Consider the following 17,269-nt stretch of genomic DNA (forward strand, 5'->3'; position numbering starts at 1 on the left):
GCTATCTCCTCCTAGTTACGTAGTTTCGGATCAAGTGCATCTCGTAAGCCATCACCGAACAAATTGAATGAAAGCATAATAAAACTTATAAGTGCAGCAGGTATAAATAACTGACTTGGATAGATTTGAAATACTGAAATTCCACTGTTCACAAGCTGACCCCAACTTGACATCGGAGGCTTAATTCCAATACCAATGAAACTTAAGTATGCTTCATAAAAAATTGCCGAAGGAATAGCCATCGTCATACTAACGATTAGAATACTTAATGTATTCGGAATAAGATGTTTGAAAATAAGTCTCATTGATGAAGCACCTAATGCTTTGGAAGCAAGAATGAACTCGCGTTCTTTCAACTGTAATACAAGTCCACGAATATTACGTGCTGATCCCATCCATCCTGTAATGGCAAATGCCATAATGATGGGAATAGGTCCTGAACCGAAATAAATCATAATAAGAATGACATAAATTAATTGAGGTACACACATTCCAATATCAGTAATTCGCATTAGAATCATATCAACTTTACCGCCGAAATATCCTGAGATACCACCAATAACCATCCCTAGCAAACTAGGCAATATAGCTCCAACAATACCTACTGCAAGTGATACTCGAGCACCCATCCAAATTCTAGCCCATAGGTCTCGACCTAATGTGTCCGTTCCAAACCAATGTTCTGAGGATACAGGTGCATTAATATTCATTAGATTCGTCTGGTTATAACTATATGGTGTGAGCCAAGGACCAATAAGTGACATAATAATAGTTGCCACTATAATAATTAAGCCAAACATTGCTACTTTATTTTTAACTAGTCGAATTCGAGCGTCCTTCCAATAAGAAATACTCGGTCTCGCACTAATTTTATGATCTGAATCAACAATGCCTATCATCTCGAATCGTGAATCAACGACATTTGTTCTATCTACATTACTCACTGCTTAGCCCCCTTAATCCGCAACACGAATACGGGGATCTATGAATCCGTATACGAGGTCAACGATAAAGTTAGCGGTAACAAGGAATGCTCCGAAAAATACCGTCAATCCTAATGCCATAGTGTAATCAAGTGATTGTACCGATTGTACAAAATGAAGTCCTAAGCCAGGAATAGCAAAGATTTGCTCTACGACAAATGTTCCCATTAATACATTGGCAACGAGCGGTCCTAGTACAGTAACGATAGGCAACATTGAATTGCGTAATTGATGCCTCCATACAATCTGTCTTTCATTCAAACCTTTTGCTTTTGCTGTTTTAATATAGTCTTGCGTCGTAACTTCTAACATACTTGCGCGCATTAATCTCGTAAGCGTTGCTAGTAATCCTAATCCCATCGCTATCGAAGGTAGAATGGTATATTCAAGTCCCTTCCATTGTGCAACTGGGAACCAATTGAGCTTTACACTGAATGAATATTGCAGTAATGTCCCAACGATAAAACTTGGAACGGAGATCCCGATAACCGCAACAAACACGCATAAATAATCAGCAGCTTTTCCCCGTCTTCTCGCAGCGATCACTCCAAGTAATAATCCGATAGGTAACGCAATCGCAAGAGCTCTCAATCCTAACTCCGCAGATACTGGGAAAGAATCACTAATAATACTGTTTACTGACCGATTAACATACTTCAGTGAATATCCTAGATCACCTTGTAAAAGATTTCCCATATATTTGAGATACTGCTGGTGCAGTGGCTCATTATAACCGTAATATTCAATCATTCTTTGTTGGGCTTCTTCAGATAAAAGCACTTCTGTCTGGAAGGGATTACCTGGAAGGGACCGAAGTAAAAAGAACGAAACCGTTGCTAGTAGCCATATCGTTAGTAATGAAATCAATATTCGTTTAATGATGTATTTACGCATGTACTCACCTCCACAGGAATTGAAAATAATACAGAGAAAGAGAGGGCAACTATCGTTGCGAAGCGATGGAATGCCCCCTCTATTCTATAAAACTATGAAATTACTTATTGATGTCTGCATAAATTAATTGCGATGGTGAGCCTTGCGCTGCTTTAATAACACCAGTTAAGTAATCTTTGTAAATATAACTAACACCCGGATATAAGAATGGCTCTAATGGACCATTATCAAATAAATATTGTTCTGCAGCGAACAGACCTGCAAAACGTTGCTCTTGATCAACTTGTGCCATGGCTGTGTTATACATTATTGTATAAGTTTCATCGTTCCAACCTGTCCAGTTAATACTACCGTTAGCTACCCAATAATCAAGGATAGAAGATGCGTCCTCTGAAGCATCTAAAGATTGAACATAGATATCATACTCACGGTTCATTGTTGCTTGAATCGCTTGTGGAGTCGGTAATACTGTAATTTCAATGTTTTTCAAACCTAACACTGTACTCCAAGCATCTTGAAGAGCTTCAGAGTAAAGTTTTTGTTTACCTTCCATTGCTACATAAGTAAGTTTTGGAAGTTGTTCTTTTGTCATATTCAATTCAGCAAGTGCACTGTCTAAATATTCATTCGCTAGTTCAGGTTGTGCAGAAGATGGTACTCCTGAGAATGTATATTCATCATGGTACAGACCATTTGCCGCTTGTGTTGTAGGTAATACAAAACGATTTGCTGGTTGTGTACCAAGTGCTGCTACAGCATTTGCTATACCTTGACGATCAACGGCATAACTTAATGCTTTGCGGAAGTTTTTATTAGACATCACTTTGCCAGTTTCTTCGTTATATCCATCAACATTGAATTGTAACATTTGCACGCCACCTGCTAATGCCGAATGAGCATCAGGGTATTTGGCAATTAAAGCTGCAGCAATATCTGCTAAGTAGTCCAATTGACCTGAATCATACATACTTGCAGCAGTGTTACCATCTGGAATAATTAGTTGAGTAATACCATCTAACTTAATGTTATCCTTATCCCAATAGTTTTCGTTTTTAACCATAACAAGTTCAGATTCATGCGTCCATTTAGAAAGTGTGAATGGTCCATTTGTAATCAATTTAGTTTCATCTGCTGCATATTGATCTCCAAATTGTTCAACTACATCTTGCTTAACAGGATAGAAATAAGAATTAGCTCCAAGAACTGTTAGGAAAAATGGAATGGGTTCAACAAGTGTGATTTCAAGTGTATATTCATCCAATGCCTTAATTCCCACTTGATTACTATCTGTGATTTCTCCTTTGTTGAATGCTTCCGCATTCACAACACCATACAATGTTTCAACAAATGCAGAACCAGTATTAGGATCAATGAATCGCTTGAAAGAGTATTCAAAGTCTGCTGCAGTTACTGGGTCACCGTTAGACCATAATGATTCTCTTAAATGGAATGTATATGTACGACCATCTTTTGAAATATCCCATGTCTCAGCAATGCCTGGAATTATTTTACTATCATAGCTACGAACTAGACCTTCACTAATGTGGAATAAGATCTCATTAGACAAATCATCTTGGCTTTTACTACTGTCCAACGTACCAGGTTCTTTTGACATTGCGTAAGTTAACATTTTTGGTTCTTGTGAAGTACCGTTTGTTGAAATATTTGAATCGCCTGCTTTACTACCATTATTGTTATTTGTCGTAGCTGTACAAGCAGTTAAACAAAGTGCGCTGATCATCAACAATGTAATCAGCTTTGAAAATCCTCTCTTCATCCATATCCCTCCAGTATCATTTATAAAGTACATTTACATTATAATCGTAATTAATAATTTGACAAATAGTTTAATTTAAAATATATATTTGTTGTATTATCAATATTATTACACAATCATTGCAACAAACTGTCAACTTATTGTTTAATTATTGCTATTTTTCGCTTTAACTATTTGATCAATTATTTGCACTCTTTCCCTTGATACAATTTACTTTTTTTAGTAAAGTTGTAAATTAACAATATGTTTCATGGTAATACCATTTAATCGAGTGATGTTATGGGAAATCTGCCAACTTATCATCGATACACCAATTTATGGAGCGATTATCACTCACCAAAACATCAACAGTGACTACGAAAAATAAAGATCTAACTGTTGAAAAAATGCATAAAAAAAGGCCTAAATCGAGAGTATTTCTCTCAATTTTGGCCTTTTAATCGATAAAAATATTTTTTTATTTTTAGTTTTTCTTTACAAATTTCTCAAATAATTTTTGCAAAGAAGACTCATTTGCTGTTTTATCACCATATCTTACGTCATTATACATATCGATTAATTGATCATAATCTGCTTTATTATGCTCATTCCGGTGAATTATCTTAGTAGATTTACGCTCAGATTGAGGTCGAACTTGGACCTCTTCGATCGTTTCCTTAGCTGTATGACTCGATTGATAGTGGAAACCTGAATCGATTTGCTCTTTCACAACATGTTTATATAAGCCTCTAGCTTTATCTTCATTAGATAGTTTTGACCAACTTTGAGTATTCATAGGACTATATTTGAGCTTTACACGCTTTAGTTGTTTGGCTCGCTTAGCAACTGGCTGAAGATCCTCAACTTCGTCAATGTAACCATCATGTAAGTCTGAAGCTAGTTTATAAGGATTGAAAAGTCGTGCTATTAATTTCTTAACGCCCTTAACAATCATCATGGTTCCATATACGATGATAAATACTGCTGCTAATACAAGTAGCGTAATGGCTATGTATTTGAAAATTTTCTCAAGGATAATCCACCATGTAGAAGGATCATCCGTCGGAATAGCTTCCCCCATTCCTTCCATAGGTGGAGGTGGAGTCACTTTCTCTGCAACTTCAGACGATTCAAAACTAGATAGCCATGCGAAAAATTGTCTAATTAAGTTCATTATCCAATCTTCAATTTGTTGCTGAATTCCACGTAATAGTGCAATTAATAGTAACACAACGGAGATGATCGTAATAATGACACGATTGATACGAAGTGACATACGAAACGTTCGTGATGTTTCATCTACAATTTGATGCTCACCTAACGTTCTTTCATTTGTAATATACAGAAATAAGATTAATGCGCCCATTCCTAAACCATAAAATAATCCATTGTGATGAGCGATTTCAGTTAATAATGTTACCTTCAATATTTGCAGGACAATGTATGCTATGATACCTAAAGTCATAATCGTGGGTGTAAAACTTCCACGCCAACTATACATAAAGTTTCTTATTCCGCTATGAATGAAGAATACTGTGGCAATAAACCACACAATAATACTAAACACTCGTAGCTGACTAGGAAAAGAAGAATACAAAAATGCTAATAAAATTACGCTATTGATGATGATAAAGCCTACTCTAGTATAATTTTTATACTGCTTCCCCTCCTTCAACATTAGTTGTGGAAGTGTATAGGCAATGACTAATCCGATGAACCATCCAAGCATCGCGACTGGAGAAAATAAATAGATGCCAATGGTTACATATAACGGTGCAAGGAAGATCAGTTCTGTTAAAGCTTGTACGATGGTTCGAAAGACGTTTTTTGCAACTCGATTACTGCTAGAGACAATCATCTCACTCATCCTGCAGTCACCTCCTGCAATACCGTTTCTCTTCCATCAACATTTTGAAAATCTGTTAATTGTAATCGAAGTGCTGCGTTATTGTGACTTCTCAGTTGATTCAATTGAGCTTCCAATTCCTCATTCCAATAGGAAGAGAGAAATAAAAAATCAGTATAGGATACTTTGGAAGCAATAATAGCATCAAGTAACTCGGAGAATGACTCCGTACGTTCAAGTTCTAATGTCGCCATGGCATCTAGAATAGATAACCAATGATTCTCTCCACTGTTAGGCTCAATATAGAGACTATGAGTTTGCTGAGCAGTACGCATATTCGTTGCAAAGCCTGCTTGCATCCCTTGTTTAATAACCTCTTCAGTAATACCAGCTACATATCGGATACCATCTTCAATCATCGATGGATTGGAGACTACACGCCACATTCCTTCACGATCATCAATATTGAGTACAACCATTAATTTACGATTGGCTGTGAAATCATATTGATGAACTTGTAAGCTTCCTGCTCTAGCAGTAGCTTTCCAATTAATCTGTTTGAATGTATCTCCCGCTTCATATTGACGAGTACCTGCCACCACAAATGGATCAGGTAGAATGTATCGTTTCACAGACACATCGCCTTGCCAACTATGATATGGTATCTTATCTAACGGAATTGCAATAGGCTTTGGATAAACAGTCAATTTCCCATTCAACTGAATCGTTCGATTGACCTTTGCCAGACTCATAAGATCTCCGCTTGTAACGCTCACTGTATTCAGCTTGTACTTTCCACGCATCATCGGAATAATCTTGTGCTTTCTCGTTACTTTCGTAAACCCTCTTAATGTGAAAAAGCTATGGTGATTCTGATACAGACTACCTGAACTTACTGCAAAATTATCCGACTTTCCGAATTTTAAAGAAGCTTCAAGTTGTGACTCAATATAAAGCCAAGGGACAAGTAATCTCTTATTATTGCTAATTTGTTCAATCATTTCTATCTCTTCGCCCTCAAAGCAAACGATTTTATTGAAATCGCGAGAATAGTCGAGGTGTCGAAGAACAAAGCGACGATACCATAAATATTGTGCTCCAACAATAATTAATGCCGTTAAGAAAAACCATACTAACACCATAACTGGCCTCTATTCTGCAACAAGCTGCTCTTCAGAAGGAACAGGTAATCGCTCTAGTAGCTGATCAATCACTTTTTCAGTTCCATTCATCCCACGTTGTAAACCGCGAAGCACGATTCGATGCGCAAGTACTGGCTTTGCCATCGCCTTAATATCATCAGGTGTAACATAATCCCGACCACGCAATATCGCATGGACTTGAACTGCTCGCAACAATGCTTGACTACCACGAGGAGATACACCGATTACTACATCTTCATGTGAGCGAGTTGCTTCAACAATGTTTAGTAAATAAGCGAGGATATCATCAGACACTCGAACATCTTGATAACTATTACTAGCTGCTATTAATTGCTCTCTCGTTGCGATAGGCGTTAGCTCTGTTAGAGGATCACTTCTCATAAATCTTTTCAAAAGTATAAGACCATCATCAGTTGATGGATATCCCATTTTTATTTTGAATAAAAAACGATCGAGTTGTGCTTCTGGTAATGGAAATGTCCCTTGTTGTTCCACTGGATTTTGCGTAGCGATAACCATAAATGGTCGCTCAAGCTTCATCGTTTCACCATCTATACTTACTTGTCGTTCTTCCATACACTCTAATAGACTTGATTGCGTTCTTGGTGTTGCTCGATTTATCTCATCAGCAAGTAGCAAGTGTGTAAATAATGGTCCAGGACGGAATTCGAAATCAGATTCTTTCTGATTGTAGAAATGAATCCCGCTAAGATCTGATGGTAATAGGTCAGGAGTGAATTGAATCCGCTTGAAAGCTAATGATAAAGAGCTTGCTAATGACTTGGCTAGCATCGTCTTGCCTGTTCCTGGTACATCTTCAAGTAATACATGCCCAGATGTAACCAAAGCAATGACGAGCAATTCTATAACTTCCTCTTTCCCTACAATAACTTTCCCTACATTTTGTTTCACGGACTCATTGAGTTGATAGATAACATCTGCGTTCATTACGACGGCCTCCCATTATTTGAATAGCTACGATAATTTCTACTTTTTTAATAATTGTTGAGATATTGAAATAATATTCAGTATCTCATCTAGCATCAGAATGGGTATTGCCTCGTACTTTTACTACGTTGCAATCGTTGAAGTTCTTGCCAATGGATGAGTTTTATTCCTTGATCCTGCAAATGTTGATGCCAGCTAGCTTGTTGCATCGCTTCCCACTCTATAACTCTTTTCTGTGGCTCTCTATGAAACGTTTCTAGTTCAATAGAAGGTTTACTAGGATGAATGATGAGTTCGCTGACACCTGGTTCTAAATGAGTTACAAACTCTTTTAACGAATGGGTAAAACTTTCCATTGTTTCGTCTTTTCCTAATTCAAACGGTAAACCAACTAAATAATCTAATATGACTACACCCTTCTGATCAGCAAGATCAGCAAGCAGTTTAATCGACTCTACATATTCTTGACTTACAACATGTTGCTGCAATGGATTGACATAACGTGGTAGTCGGAATGGTAATCCATAGTAAGCGCATACATCTAAAGTTTCAAGTAGGAAGTGTCTTCCTGTCTCTAATCCGTAGAGGCTTCCCATGTGACTATCTGCATGTGTCGGCTTTACACCTAAATTCAATGCCATCTCTACTTGGCTACTCAATTCTAAGCTTACTTGACTTGGTGAGGCGCTTTGTTCGAAATTAAGGCAATTATTATGAAAATAACCTTCATTAGTAACGAGCGTCGATACATCACTATGTCTGGTTACTGGACCCCATTTGTAATTTCCCCATTCACTTGTAAATGTGAAATGTACACCAACATCATATTGTTGGTTAGAAGCACTCCAAAGTGCAGCCTCTCTAGCCCAAGCACAAGGTAGCATTAATGTAGCAGAACTAATAGAACCGTTCACTAGTAAATGCTGAACCGCCGCATTTACTGAATAATTCAATCCATAATCATCACCATTAATAATTAACAACCGATCTTCCTTAGCATAACCTAACGCTTCAGCTAAACTCATATCTTACGCCTCACCTTCATCCACATTTTATACGTGAAAAGACTTAACATATGTAATTGCGTAATCTGCATTAATGATGATCTCTGTAAGTATATGTTCATCATCTAATCCATCTTCATAACGTCCAATGAAATGCATCGCAACGTCTACTACTCGAAGCTTGACTAGATGCTCAAGAAGATTCAACTCTTCTTCTTGTAAAGGCAGTTCTTTAATAAAAGCATTTTTCAGTACCTGAAGTTTATAAGTCAAATTGTTTGTAGTAGGCTTAATAAGCTCTGCTAGTAAAACAGCTAATTCCATCACTCTAGCATCTCTTGTAACAAACTCAAAATCTAATATCGCTACTACTTGATCACTATGGCACAATGCATTACTACAATTAATATCTCCGTGTATCCATTGTTGTGGAAGTGTTGCAAATTGTGAACACATAGATTCTAACAATGCCCTCTCTTGCATAATACGTAGCAAGTGTGGTTTTAACTGAGATATTGTATCCGTAGGTGAACTTATCTTATCTATTCTTTCTTCATGCAGTGGTTCATAATTCGCTGCAATGTCAAAGTAAGGAGAGTAAGCAGGTTCGGTATCTATAGTTAATGATGCTAGACCCTTACTCAGTCTTGCAGCGGCAGTAGCAAGCCATGCAATATGCTCCACACGATCTATTGAAGGTCTCTCACCTTCAATATAATGAAACATTGCTACTAATTTGCCATTCGATAATTCAGTTATCGTACTATCATATCGATTATACACAGGGATTGGAGACATAATGTGTAAAGGCGATTGTGACTGTAGTCGCTGTAATACCTCATGCTCAAATTGCAACTTGCTTTTATCTTGATGATTATTGTAAATGCGTAAGTTATATTGTTTATTACCATCCCGGACAATACGAGTAGTATTGTTCATTCCGCTATGTCCAACTAGGATGGTTGGCTGCTCAAGACAGCTATAGTACGTCAATGCCTCGTTCAACAATTGTGTCTCAAGGCTAGGTGAAGATTGTTCCTGTTGCTCCATAAAGCCCTCCTACCATTTTTCATCGATTCTTAAGATTCTACATTCCAAGTGGAAAACTGCTTAAGAAACTTAGCATAATCAATCTAGAAATCGACTCACAACTGTGATGCTGCCACTTATTTTTTCTAATAATCAAACCTTGTCATTTGTAAAATAAGGTAATGGAGGAAATAATCTATCAATTTCCTATTGCAACATAATTACGTTTCTATTCACCATTATAACGCCTAAGTGACTTTATTGGCAAAATTGACCGAAAAAGTGAACGCTTTCGACATCATTACCGCCTTTTTCACTATGATTTTACCGTCGAAAAGTTGAATTAAAATGTAACTTTATGCGCTTCCCCAGGAAATAATTTTGGAAATAATCAATATTTCCTCTTTTTGAACTTCCTTTTAGTGGAGAGGTATTTTACCTTCTAACTCAATGGTGTCCTTCCCAATCTGACTATTATTCATCGTTAACTTCACAATACCAATGTTGATATAAGTATAGATTAGTCCGAGAACGACTACACAGCCAATACTTATCAATACAAAAGGATTCACATAATAACTTGCAGCTGCCACAATGATTAATAAAGCGAATATTAGTATCCATCGTAAATAGATCGACCATTCCCCAATCTTCCAGAGTGAATCTATCATTTTATCTCGTAAGAAGTATAGAATAAGTACATATATACTGCCATAGCATACTACAACCACCATAGCGATCGTTTCTAGTATTGCACTAACATTTAGTATGCTTAATACGATTAACGTTAATATTGCTAACAGTCCTGCCACAGCAACTGCAATATGTGGAACTTGACGATTGAATGAGACCATACCTAGTTTATTGGAAAATGGAAGCATACGATCTCTAGCCATAGCTAATATCGTTCTAGAAGTATGGGTTAAACTACTCTGACCATTTTGCCAACAAGCCAATGCTGCAATGACAATAAGGAAGTCACCCCAACCTTTTGACTCTGCAACAAGATACGTTAGCCATTGCTCAATATTTTGAATACTTCCATCCGTGCTGTAATTCATGACGAGATTTGATAAGACTAGTAATACAATGAATCCAATGATGTAAGTATAGCTACTAGCAAGGAAGATAGACCACGGTGTTCGAATGCGCGGTTCTAACGTTTCTTCTGCCCCGCTCGATGCTTCTTCAGTCCCTACAAACCATTTGCTCATTAACGCGATTAGGAGACCTATTTGCGCAAAAGTAGCTGTGCCCCCATTTAGATATAGAGATGAAGTATTATGTTGCGATATAAATATGTAGATAGCTGAGTAGCTATTCGAATACATCGTCATGATGACACAACTAATCAACGCGATGACACCTAAAAGTTGCAAAACAGAACCGACAACTTGCAATGATCTTATGTAAGAACTTTTTATACTATTAGCGATAACTTGTAATAATACAACAATAGCAGCAGTGCTATAGAAGCCAATTTCATGCTGTAACCAAGTGGTATGCGAAGATAGTAATATAGCTAGAAAGTAAGTGCAACCATAGCTATACCATATAATAAGTCCCACTTGTGCAATCAATTTGAGTATACCTATAATACTAGCTAGCATAGACCCTGAATGACGGAACACAACATGATACAACCCACCTGCTGTAGGCTGTGACGATACTAACTGTGCGAGCATAGCAGATAGAAAGATAAACACAACTCCTATAATAGGAAACAGTATTAATACAAGCTCTAGCCCTCCATTCTTCACCAAAGGCGCAAATAACAACAAAGACGTTGCAAGAACTCCGAGTGTATTGAACGATAAACTGAATGAACTAACCTCACCATAATGCCGCTTCAGAAACTGCCCTATTCCAAAGCGGTGCAAGTCATGTTTATCGTGAAAAAGTTGAATGTCATCACCATACAACGATGAACTAACATAGTTTTGTGCTTTAATCCGCTTCTGAACATATATACAAATCCCAATAATAATGAACATACCAATCGCTAATATTGCTATCATACTTACAAGCTCAATCATTACTACACCTCCACTATAACTATGTATATGTGTTTTCTTCATCGCCATGTCAATAAATGAGCTTTTTCGTATGAAGGTGTAGTTATCGTCGTTCATTGGTAGTGTTCATACAAACAAAAAAGCATCGATCGGTAGAACCTACACCAAGTGCATGATGTAGTTTCTACCGATGGATGCTACAGTTATTAATGATAGTGCAAGTTCGCTTTATATCCGATGCAGATTCTGCTACGTTAGTATACTCATCGTTATTAACGTCCGTTTTTTGAACTTCCTCTTCAAATATGAGTTCAAAAAGTGGGCTTTCAGAGCCGAGAAGATTGGACAAAGCAAGGCTCGAGGAGCACAGTGTACGGTATTGGTACGTGAGCACCACAGGACCGAAGCTGCGTTCAAGATTCGATGTCGACTAAGCTACGAAGCATACTCATCGTTATCAAAGTCCACTTTTTGAACTTCCTCTTAATAATGAAGGTTCAAAACATTCACTTGTCAGCGCCAAGAAGATGGCCCACAGCGGAAACGAGTAGCAGAGTGTACGTTATTGGTACACGAGCACACGCAGGCTTTCGATGGGGGGCATATTCGCCGTCGTCTAAGCTACGCTAGTAACTCATCGTGATCACGAGTGGATGTTTTGAACTACCTATAACAGGTTCTTTTCTCTTTCTGTTAATCTCCGCCCATACACATCTACAACCAATTCTCCGCCGTTAAGGCCAATAACACGATCGGCATATCGTTCTGCCCAATCCCCTTGATGAAGAACAGCTATTACAATAATACCTTGTTCCTTACATAATGCTTTCAATTCAGCTAATACCAAATCAGCTGCATGTGGATCAAGTCCCGCTACAGGTTCATCCGCTACAATAACTTTAGCACCATGAACTAAAGCTCTTGCAATCGCAATACGCTGTTGTTCACCACCACTGAGATTTTTCGCTTTCATCTTAGCCTTATCAAGTAAACCACGTTTTTCAATCATATCCATTGCGCCCATATAATCGTCATTGCGAACCATGCCTGTCCAACGTCTCCACGCCGGTGTTTGACCAACCGCACCGATAATAACGTTTTTCAAAGCTGTTTTATCAGGAAACAGAAAAGGTTTTTCTTCTAAGTAAGCTACTTCTTGCTTCAATTTGAACTTAGCGCCGAATCCACCTTCAAATATATTTTTCCCATTAAATATATATTTGCCAGATGTCCAGTTTTGTTGAAGCGCGAGACATTTCAACAATGTAGATTTTCCGCTACCGCTTGCACCCTTGACCGCTATGAAATCACCCTCATAAGCATCGAAAGTAATATTTTTCAACAGTTTTGGACCACCAGGAATTGATTTAGATAGTTTTTGTATTCTTAACATTTTTCGCATCCTTCCCATTTATGCAAACGCTTATACTACTAGTTTACGTTAAAAAAACAACACTTTCCATACGAACAAATGTTTGGTATAATATTATCAGAACACATGTTCTAATAATTCATTATTAGGAGGCTTGATTAACATGCATTCCAACCGTCAACATTTTCGTTTCGTAGAGAAATTTCCACCTCAGCGAGATCTTACGTTCACCTTTTTTGATGATGGTAGACTAATAATTGAAAATAATGATACTGGTGAGCAAGTTAAGCCTTCAGAGTTACATCGAGAAAGTAAAGACTTCTATGTACAACGTCGTATTTCCTATATTAAGAACAAACTATTAGAGTGCCGACAACGACATGCATAATAGTGTCATTTATGGTAATATAGATCCTTATTCATTGACTGAATCGCTCCAATGGGGTAGATTGAACATACAAGCATCCATGTAGATAAGGAGTTTTCATATTATGTCGCAACAAATTTTGTTTGATCTTGATGATACATTAATCTATTGTAACCGTTACTTCTTTCGAGCTATAGATAAATTTGCTGAACAAGTAGTAAGTTGGTTCAATAATCCTATGGTAACCGTTGATGAAGTGAAAACTAAGCAAGCTCAGTTAGACACATTACTTATTGCTGAGACTGGCTTTAAAAGTGAACATTTCCCTCAATCATTTATTGATACGTATTATCATTATTGCCAATTGATTGGTCGTGCTTCCTCCCCAATAGAGATTGATACTCTTCAGAAGCTTGGACTTGCTGTATATGGACATGAAACAGAAGCCTATCCTCATATGGAAGATACGTTGAAACAATTAACCGAGCAAGGACATCAACTTCACCTCTATACTGGTGGAGAACAGAAGATTCAATTACGCAAAATACAAGATATGTCACTTGATCGTTATTTTGATGATCGAATCTATATTCGTCAGTTGAAAAATATTGCAGCATTAGATGAATTACTTACTGCTAACTCATTTGAGCGTGAGCGTACTTGGATGATCGGAAACTCCATACGCAATGACATTGTGCCTGCATTATCTGCTGGAATCCACGCTATTCATGTCGTTGTTCCCGATGAATGGTACTATAATATTATAGATGTTAATGTTGAGCCTAAGGGTCAATTTCTATCCGTTCAATCATTACAACAGATTCCGCCTTTTATTTCACGCTATTAATATTTAACGACGTAAGAGCTAACATAGTTTGGGTTTCCCCCTACTGTGCTAGCTCTTTTTCATTCCTATCTGAATTTAATATATTTTACAAATTAAAATTTCAAGTAAATGATACTCGCTTTTAAGAAAGGAGCCCTCTATGAACATGAAATCACGCAATCTCATCGTATCGTTAGTAATCATACTATTCCTCTTAATTAGCGTATTATTTTTCTTTTTTCGGGTTACCGATAATCAAGTAATTGTTAATAAGATGTCTGGGTTTAATGAAGTTCTTCCAGATTCAGAACGGGTCATAGTAGATAAAGGTGATGTTCAACAATTCACCTATGCTGTTCGATTTGCCGACAAGCAGCAAGGGGAAGTAGATATTTCCGCCCCTCCATTTAAGTTCACACTTGGGAAAAAGCAATATTACTTATGGATCAGTGAAACTTACAGTCAAGGAACGCTTATGAAACTACCTAATACTGGAACGATCTACAAGATCGATGAATCAAGAGTGAGCAAATTATTGAAAATATTACATAAGAAATATGAAAATAATACTGTTATTCAATAATATTTTTGCAATACTGCTTTGGTTAGAAATTCATTAGATGCTTCATTCACTTAAGCAGCAAAAAAGATCAGTGACTCTCGCGGTCACTGATCTTTTCTCACTTTATTCAACTAAAAAATCATCACATACTAATTCATATCAATTGATAATTCGCCTGTATTACGATTGACTAGGACGATTCGGCCGTCCACATGTTCACCACCAGGTGTATACAGCTTCAAGGTTGGTGTTGTACCGCTATTAGTCAATACTTTCAAATCATGAGGGGTAATGGAATGTCCGAACACTTCTCGTCTAATGATGACCGTGCAACCAGATCGATAATGAGAACAACCATAATCTTTGCGTCCCATAAACAACTGACCACCACAGCCTGCTCTTGGACACGGTGCAATTAACTGTAAGCCATTCGTTGCACTCGCACTTTTGTCTGTAGTAGTTATAGTAGCATTCGCAACTGCATTGACCTGACTAGCTGCAGATAAAGCCCTAGAACGAGTTGTTTTTGTAGCATCTGGTTCTTTTACTGCTGTTTTTCTAGTACGAGGTTTAGCTTCTTTTCCATCAGCCTTAACATCATCCGTTTTCTTAGTGCTTCGTGTTCGTTTCGTAGCGGTGACTTCCTGCTTCTCGAATGAAGATTTCGCTACCATTGGTTGCACTCGCACTTTATCAACGATCATCGTAGCAAACTTCTTCACATTATTCATAAATTGCTCATTCGACGCATTTCCGCGAGCGATATCATTCAATCGCTTCTCCCACATGCCGGTCATTTCAGGAGAAGTTAGCAGCTCAACACCCGCACCGCGAATCAGTTCAATTGCGATTTTACCTTTATTCGCAATCGTTATCTTCTTACCGACCATCGTAATGTAGCCTACAGTTTTCAAACGTTCGATCGTGGAAGCACGAGTCGCCGGTGTGCCGAGTCCTGAATCTTTCATCGCCTCACGCATCTCATCATCTTCGATCTGCTTCCCTGCACTCTCCATCGCCCTAAGAAGCGTTCCTTCAGTAAATGACTTCGGTGGCTTCGTAGCTTTCTCTCTAGCTGTTGCAGATTTGCACAATACATCACCATCAGCATTCAACTCGAATGGCTGATCAAGTTCAGTCACTTCATCTTGTTCATCAGCATCTGCATTAACTTTCTTCCGCTTCGTTGCTGCTTCCTGATTGTGATCACTATAGATCACTTTCCATCCAAGTTCCAGCAACTGCTTCATATTACTTTTGAACAGATGCTGTTCCACTTTTGTTAGGACGGTATGTCCGGTATACCTTGCAGGTGGAAAGAATTGTGATAGAAATCTACGAACGACAAGATCATATAGCTTTTGTTCATCTGCTGATAGTGAAGTGGCCTTACGCACCGTAGGCATGATCGCATGGTGATCCTCTACTTTTGCAGGATTACAAATCGATTTATTACCAATATGTACGAGCGAGCGATCACTTTGTTGTACCCATTGACCGTAACTTGTACTTTGCAATGCAGTGAGCGCCTTGTGCATCTCTGGTATATTTTGTTCCGTAACATAGTTAGAATTCGTACGTGGATAAGTAATTACTTTGTGCTTTTCATATAGGCTTTGGGCAATATCTAGTGTTTTCTTAGCTGAGAAATTAAGCTTACTATTCGCCTCTCGTTGCAATAATGTTAGATCGTACAATCGGTGCGGGTACTCCTTAATTTCTTTCGCTTCATAAGACTCGATAATGCCATGCTTCCCTTTAACATCTGATACAATTGCGTCAGCTTTTTCTTTCTCCGTAATCCGGTCACCTTGCCAAAGCCCTTTATAGTTCGTTTCCTCTTGTTGGAACTGTGCTTCAACATCAAAAAACGTTAACGAATCAAATTTCGCTATTTCTGCTTCACGATCATAGATTAATGCTAATACTGGTGTCTGAACTCTGCCAACAGACATCAATTCATTATGCTTTGTTGTGAACGCTCTAGTACCATTCATACCAATGAGCCAATCCGCTTCACTTCGAGCAGATGCTGCTAACGTAAGATTATAGTACTCAGATTCCGAACGTAACTCTTGAAATCCTTTGCGAATCGTTTCAGCTGTTAGATCAGAAATCCATAAGCGCTGGACAGGATGATTCAACTTCAAATAACGTTGAATGAGCGAGAAGATATATTGCCCTTCTCGCCCTGCATCACAAGCATTGACAATATGATCACAGCGTTGTGCTAGCTCTTTTATGACTTTCAATTGATCGGCAGTACGCTTATTAGCTATTAATTTGAATTGCTCAGGGATAATTGGTAAATGAGAAATATTCCATTTTTTATATCGATCATCATAAGCGTCTGGCTCTGCTAATCCAACTAAATGACCAATCGCCCAAGATATAATATACGTATCACCTTCTAAGTAACTACGCATATTTTTTGCTTTCGGCTCAATGGCAGCAGCGATATTTCGACCCATATCTGGTTTTTCGGCTATAATTAATGTCTTCAT

At 37.9% G+C, this 17,269-nt stretch carries 14 protein-coding genes; 3 read left to right on the forward strand and 11 right to left on the reverse strand.

The window, feature by feature from the left end; all coding sequences use genetic code 11:
* Positions 1-11: 11 nt before the first annotated feature.
* The 10 genes from NV377_RS05615 to NV377_RS05660 form a co-directional block, all read right to left on the reverse strand.
* Entirely contained in the window at positions 12-944 is a 933-nt protein-coding gene (locus tag NV377_RS05615) for an ABC transporter permease (RefSeq protein WP_258200168.1), read from the reverse strand.
* Between the two features lie 12 nt (positions 945-956).
* Positions 957-1,877: an ABC transporter permease gene (locus NV377_RS05620; RefSeq protein WP_258200169.1), complete on the reverse strand. Its 921-nt coding sequence runs from the start codon at positions 1,875-1,877 to the stop codon at positions 957-959.
* A gap of 100 nt (positions 1,878-1,977) precedes the next feature.
* Positions 1,978-3,654, reverse strand: coding sequence for a peptide ABC transporter substrate-binding protein (locus tag NV377_RS05625; protein WP_258200170.1), 1,677 nt, complete (start codon positions 3,652-3,654; stop codon positions 1,978-1,980).
* Between the two features lie 463 nt (positions 3,655-4,117).
* The gene (locus NV377_RS05630; protein WP_258200171.1) at positions 4,118-5,500 is read right to left on the reverse strand and encodes a hypothetical protein; all 1,383 of its coding nucleotides are present in this window, start codon (positions 5,498-5,500) and stop codon (positions 4,118-4,120) included.
* Positions 5,497-6,621, reverse strand: coding sequence for a DUF58 domain-containing protein (locus tag NV377_RS05635; RefSeq protein WP_258200172.1), 1,125 nt, complete (start codon positions 6,619-6,621; stop codon positions 5,497-5,499). Before NV377_RS05635 ends, NV377_RS05630 begins: the two co-directional genes overlap by 4 nt.
* Positions 6,622-6,630: 9 nt before the next feature.
* Positions 6,631-7,590: an AAA family ATPase gene (locus tag NV377_RS05640; protein WP_258200173.1), complete on the reverse strand. Its 960-nt coding sequence runs from the start codon at positions 7,588-7,590 to the stop codon at positions 6,631-6,633.
* A 95-nt stretch (positions 7,591-7,685) separates the two neighbouring features.
* The gene (locus NV377_RS05645; protein WP_258200174.1) at positions 7,686-8,615 is read right to left on the reverse strand and encodes a polysaccharide deacetylase family protein; all 930 of its coding nucleotides are present in this window, start codon (positions 8,613-8,615) and stop codon (positions 7,686-7,688) included.
* Positions 8,616-8,642: 27 nt separating this feature from the next.
* Positions 8,643-9,644: a phosphotransferase gene (locus tag NV377_RS05650; protein ID WP_258200175.1), complete on the reverse strand. Its 1,002-nt coding sequence runs from the start codon at positions 9,642-9,644 to the stop codon at positions 8,643-8,645.
* A 398-nt stretch (positions 9,645-10,042) separates the two neighbouring features.
* The gene (locus NV377_RS05655) at positions 10,043-11,659 is read right to left on the reverse strand and encodes an APC family permease (protein WP_258200176.1); all 1,617 of its coding nucleotides are present in this window, start codon (positions 11,657-11,659) and stop codon (positions 10,043-10,045) included.
* Positions 11,660-12,305: 646 nt separating this feature from the next.
* Positions 12,306-13,031, reverse strand: coding sequence for a phosphonate ABC transporter ATP-binding protein (locus NV377_RS05660; RefSeq protein ID WP_258200177.1), 726 nt, complete (start codon positions 13,029-13,031; stop codon positions 12,306-12,308).
* Between the two features lie 142 nt (positions 13,032-13,173).
* On the opposite strand from NV377_RS05660, the gene NV377_RS05665 reads away from it, so the two are divergent.
* From NV377_RS05665 to NV377_RS05675, 3 genes are all read left to right on the forward strand, one after another.
* Complete coding sequence (locus NV377_RS05665; protein WP_258200178.1) at positions 13,174-13,398, forward strand: hypothetical protein; 225 nt, start codon at positions 13,174-13,176, stop codon at positions 13,396-13,398.
* 103 nt (positions 13,399-13,501) lie between these two features.
* Positions 13,502-14,224, forward strand: a complete 723-nt coding sequence (locus tag NV377_RS05670; RefSeq protein ID WP_258200179.1) for an HAD family hydrolase — start codon at positions 13,502-13,504, stop codon at positions 14,222-14,224.
* 139 nt (positions 14,225-14,363) lie between these two features.
* On the forward strand, positions 14,364-14,786 hold the full coding sequence (locus tag NV377_RS05675; RefSeq protein WP_258200180.1) for a YhfM domain-containing protein: 423 nt from the start codon (positions 14,364-14,366) through the stop codon (positions 14,784-14,786).
* A 128-nt stretch (positions 14,787-14,914) separates the two neighbouring features.
* On the opposite strand, the gene NV377_RS05680 is transcribed toward NV377_RS05675, so the two are convergent.
* Complete coding sequence (locus tag NV377_RS05680; protein WP_258200181.1) at positions 14,915-17,269, reverse strand: DNA topoisomerase 3; 2,355 nt, start codon at positions 17,267-17,269, stop codon at positions 14,915-14,917.

It is taken from the genome of Paenibacillus endoradicis (genome assembly GCF_024721975.1).

What these genes read in the sequence shown, in the direction of transcription:
- NV377_RS05660 (WP_258200177.1), bottom strand. Translation starts at nt 13,031, where the DNA reads ATGTTAAGAATACAAAAACTATCTAAATCAATTCCTGGTGGTCCAAAA.
- NV377_RS05645 (WP_258200174.1), bottom strand. Translation starts at nt 8,615, where the DNA reads ATGAGTTTAGCTGAAGCGTTAGGTTATGCTAAGGAAGATCGGTTGTTA.
- NV377_RS05635 (WP_258200172.1), bottom strand. Translation starts at nt 6,621, where the DNA reads ATGGTGTTAGTATGGTTTTTCTTAACGGCATTAATTATTGTTGGAGCA.
- NV377_RS05655 (WP_258200176.1), bottom strand. Translation starts at nt 11,659, where the DNA reads ATGATTGAGCTTGTAAGTATGATAGCAATATTAGCGATTGGTATGTTC.
- NV377_RS05680 (WP_258200181.1), bottom strand. Translation starts at nt 17,269, where the DNA reads ATGAAGACATTAATTATAGCCGAAAAACCAGATATGGGTCGAAATATC.
- NV377_RS05620 (WP_258200169.1), bottom strand. Translation starts at nt 1,877, where the DNA reads ATGCGTAAATACATCATTAAACGAATATTGATTTCATTACTAACGATA.
- NV377_RS05630 (WP_258200171.1), bottom strand. Translation starts at nt 5,500, where the DNA reads ATGAGTGAGATGATTGTCTCTAGCAGTAATCGAGTTGCAAAAAACGTC.
- NV377_RS05670 (WP_258200179.1), top strand. Translation starts at nt 13,502, where the DNA reads ATGTCGCAACAAATTTTGTTTGATCTTGATGATACATTAATCTATTGT.
- NV377_RS05665 (WP_258200178.1), top strand. Translation starts at nt 13,174, where the DNA reads ATGCATTCCAACCGTCAACATTTTCGTTTCGTAGAGAAATTTCCACCT.
- NV377_RS05625 (WP_258200170.1), bottom strand. Translation starts at nt 3,654, where the DNA reads ATGAAGAGAGGATTTTCAAAGCTGATTACATTGTTGATGATCAGCGCA.
- NV377_RS05640 (WP_258200173.1), bottom strand. Translation starts at nt 7,590, where the DNA reads ATGAACGCAGATGTTATCTATCAACTCAATGAGTCCGTGAAACAAAAT.
- NV377_RS05675 (WP_258200180.1), top strand. Translation starts at nt 14,364, where the DNA reads ATGAACATGAAATCACGCAATCTCATCGTATCGTTAGTAATCATACTA.
- NV377_RS05650 (WP_258200175.1), bottom strand. Translation starts at nt 9,644, where the DNA reads ATGGAGCAACAGGAACAATCTTCACCTAGCCTTGAGACACAATTGTTG.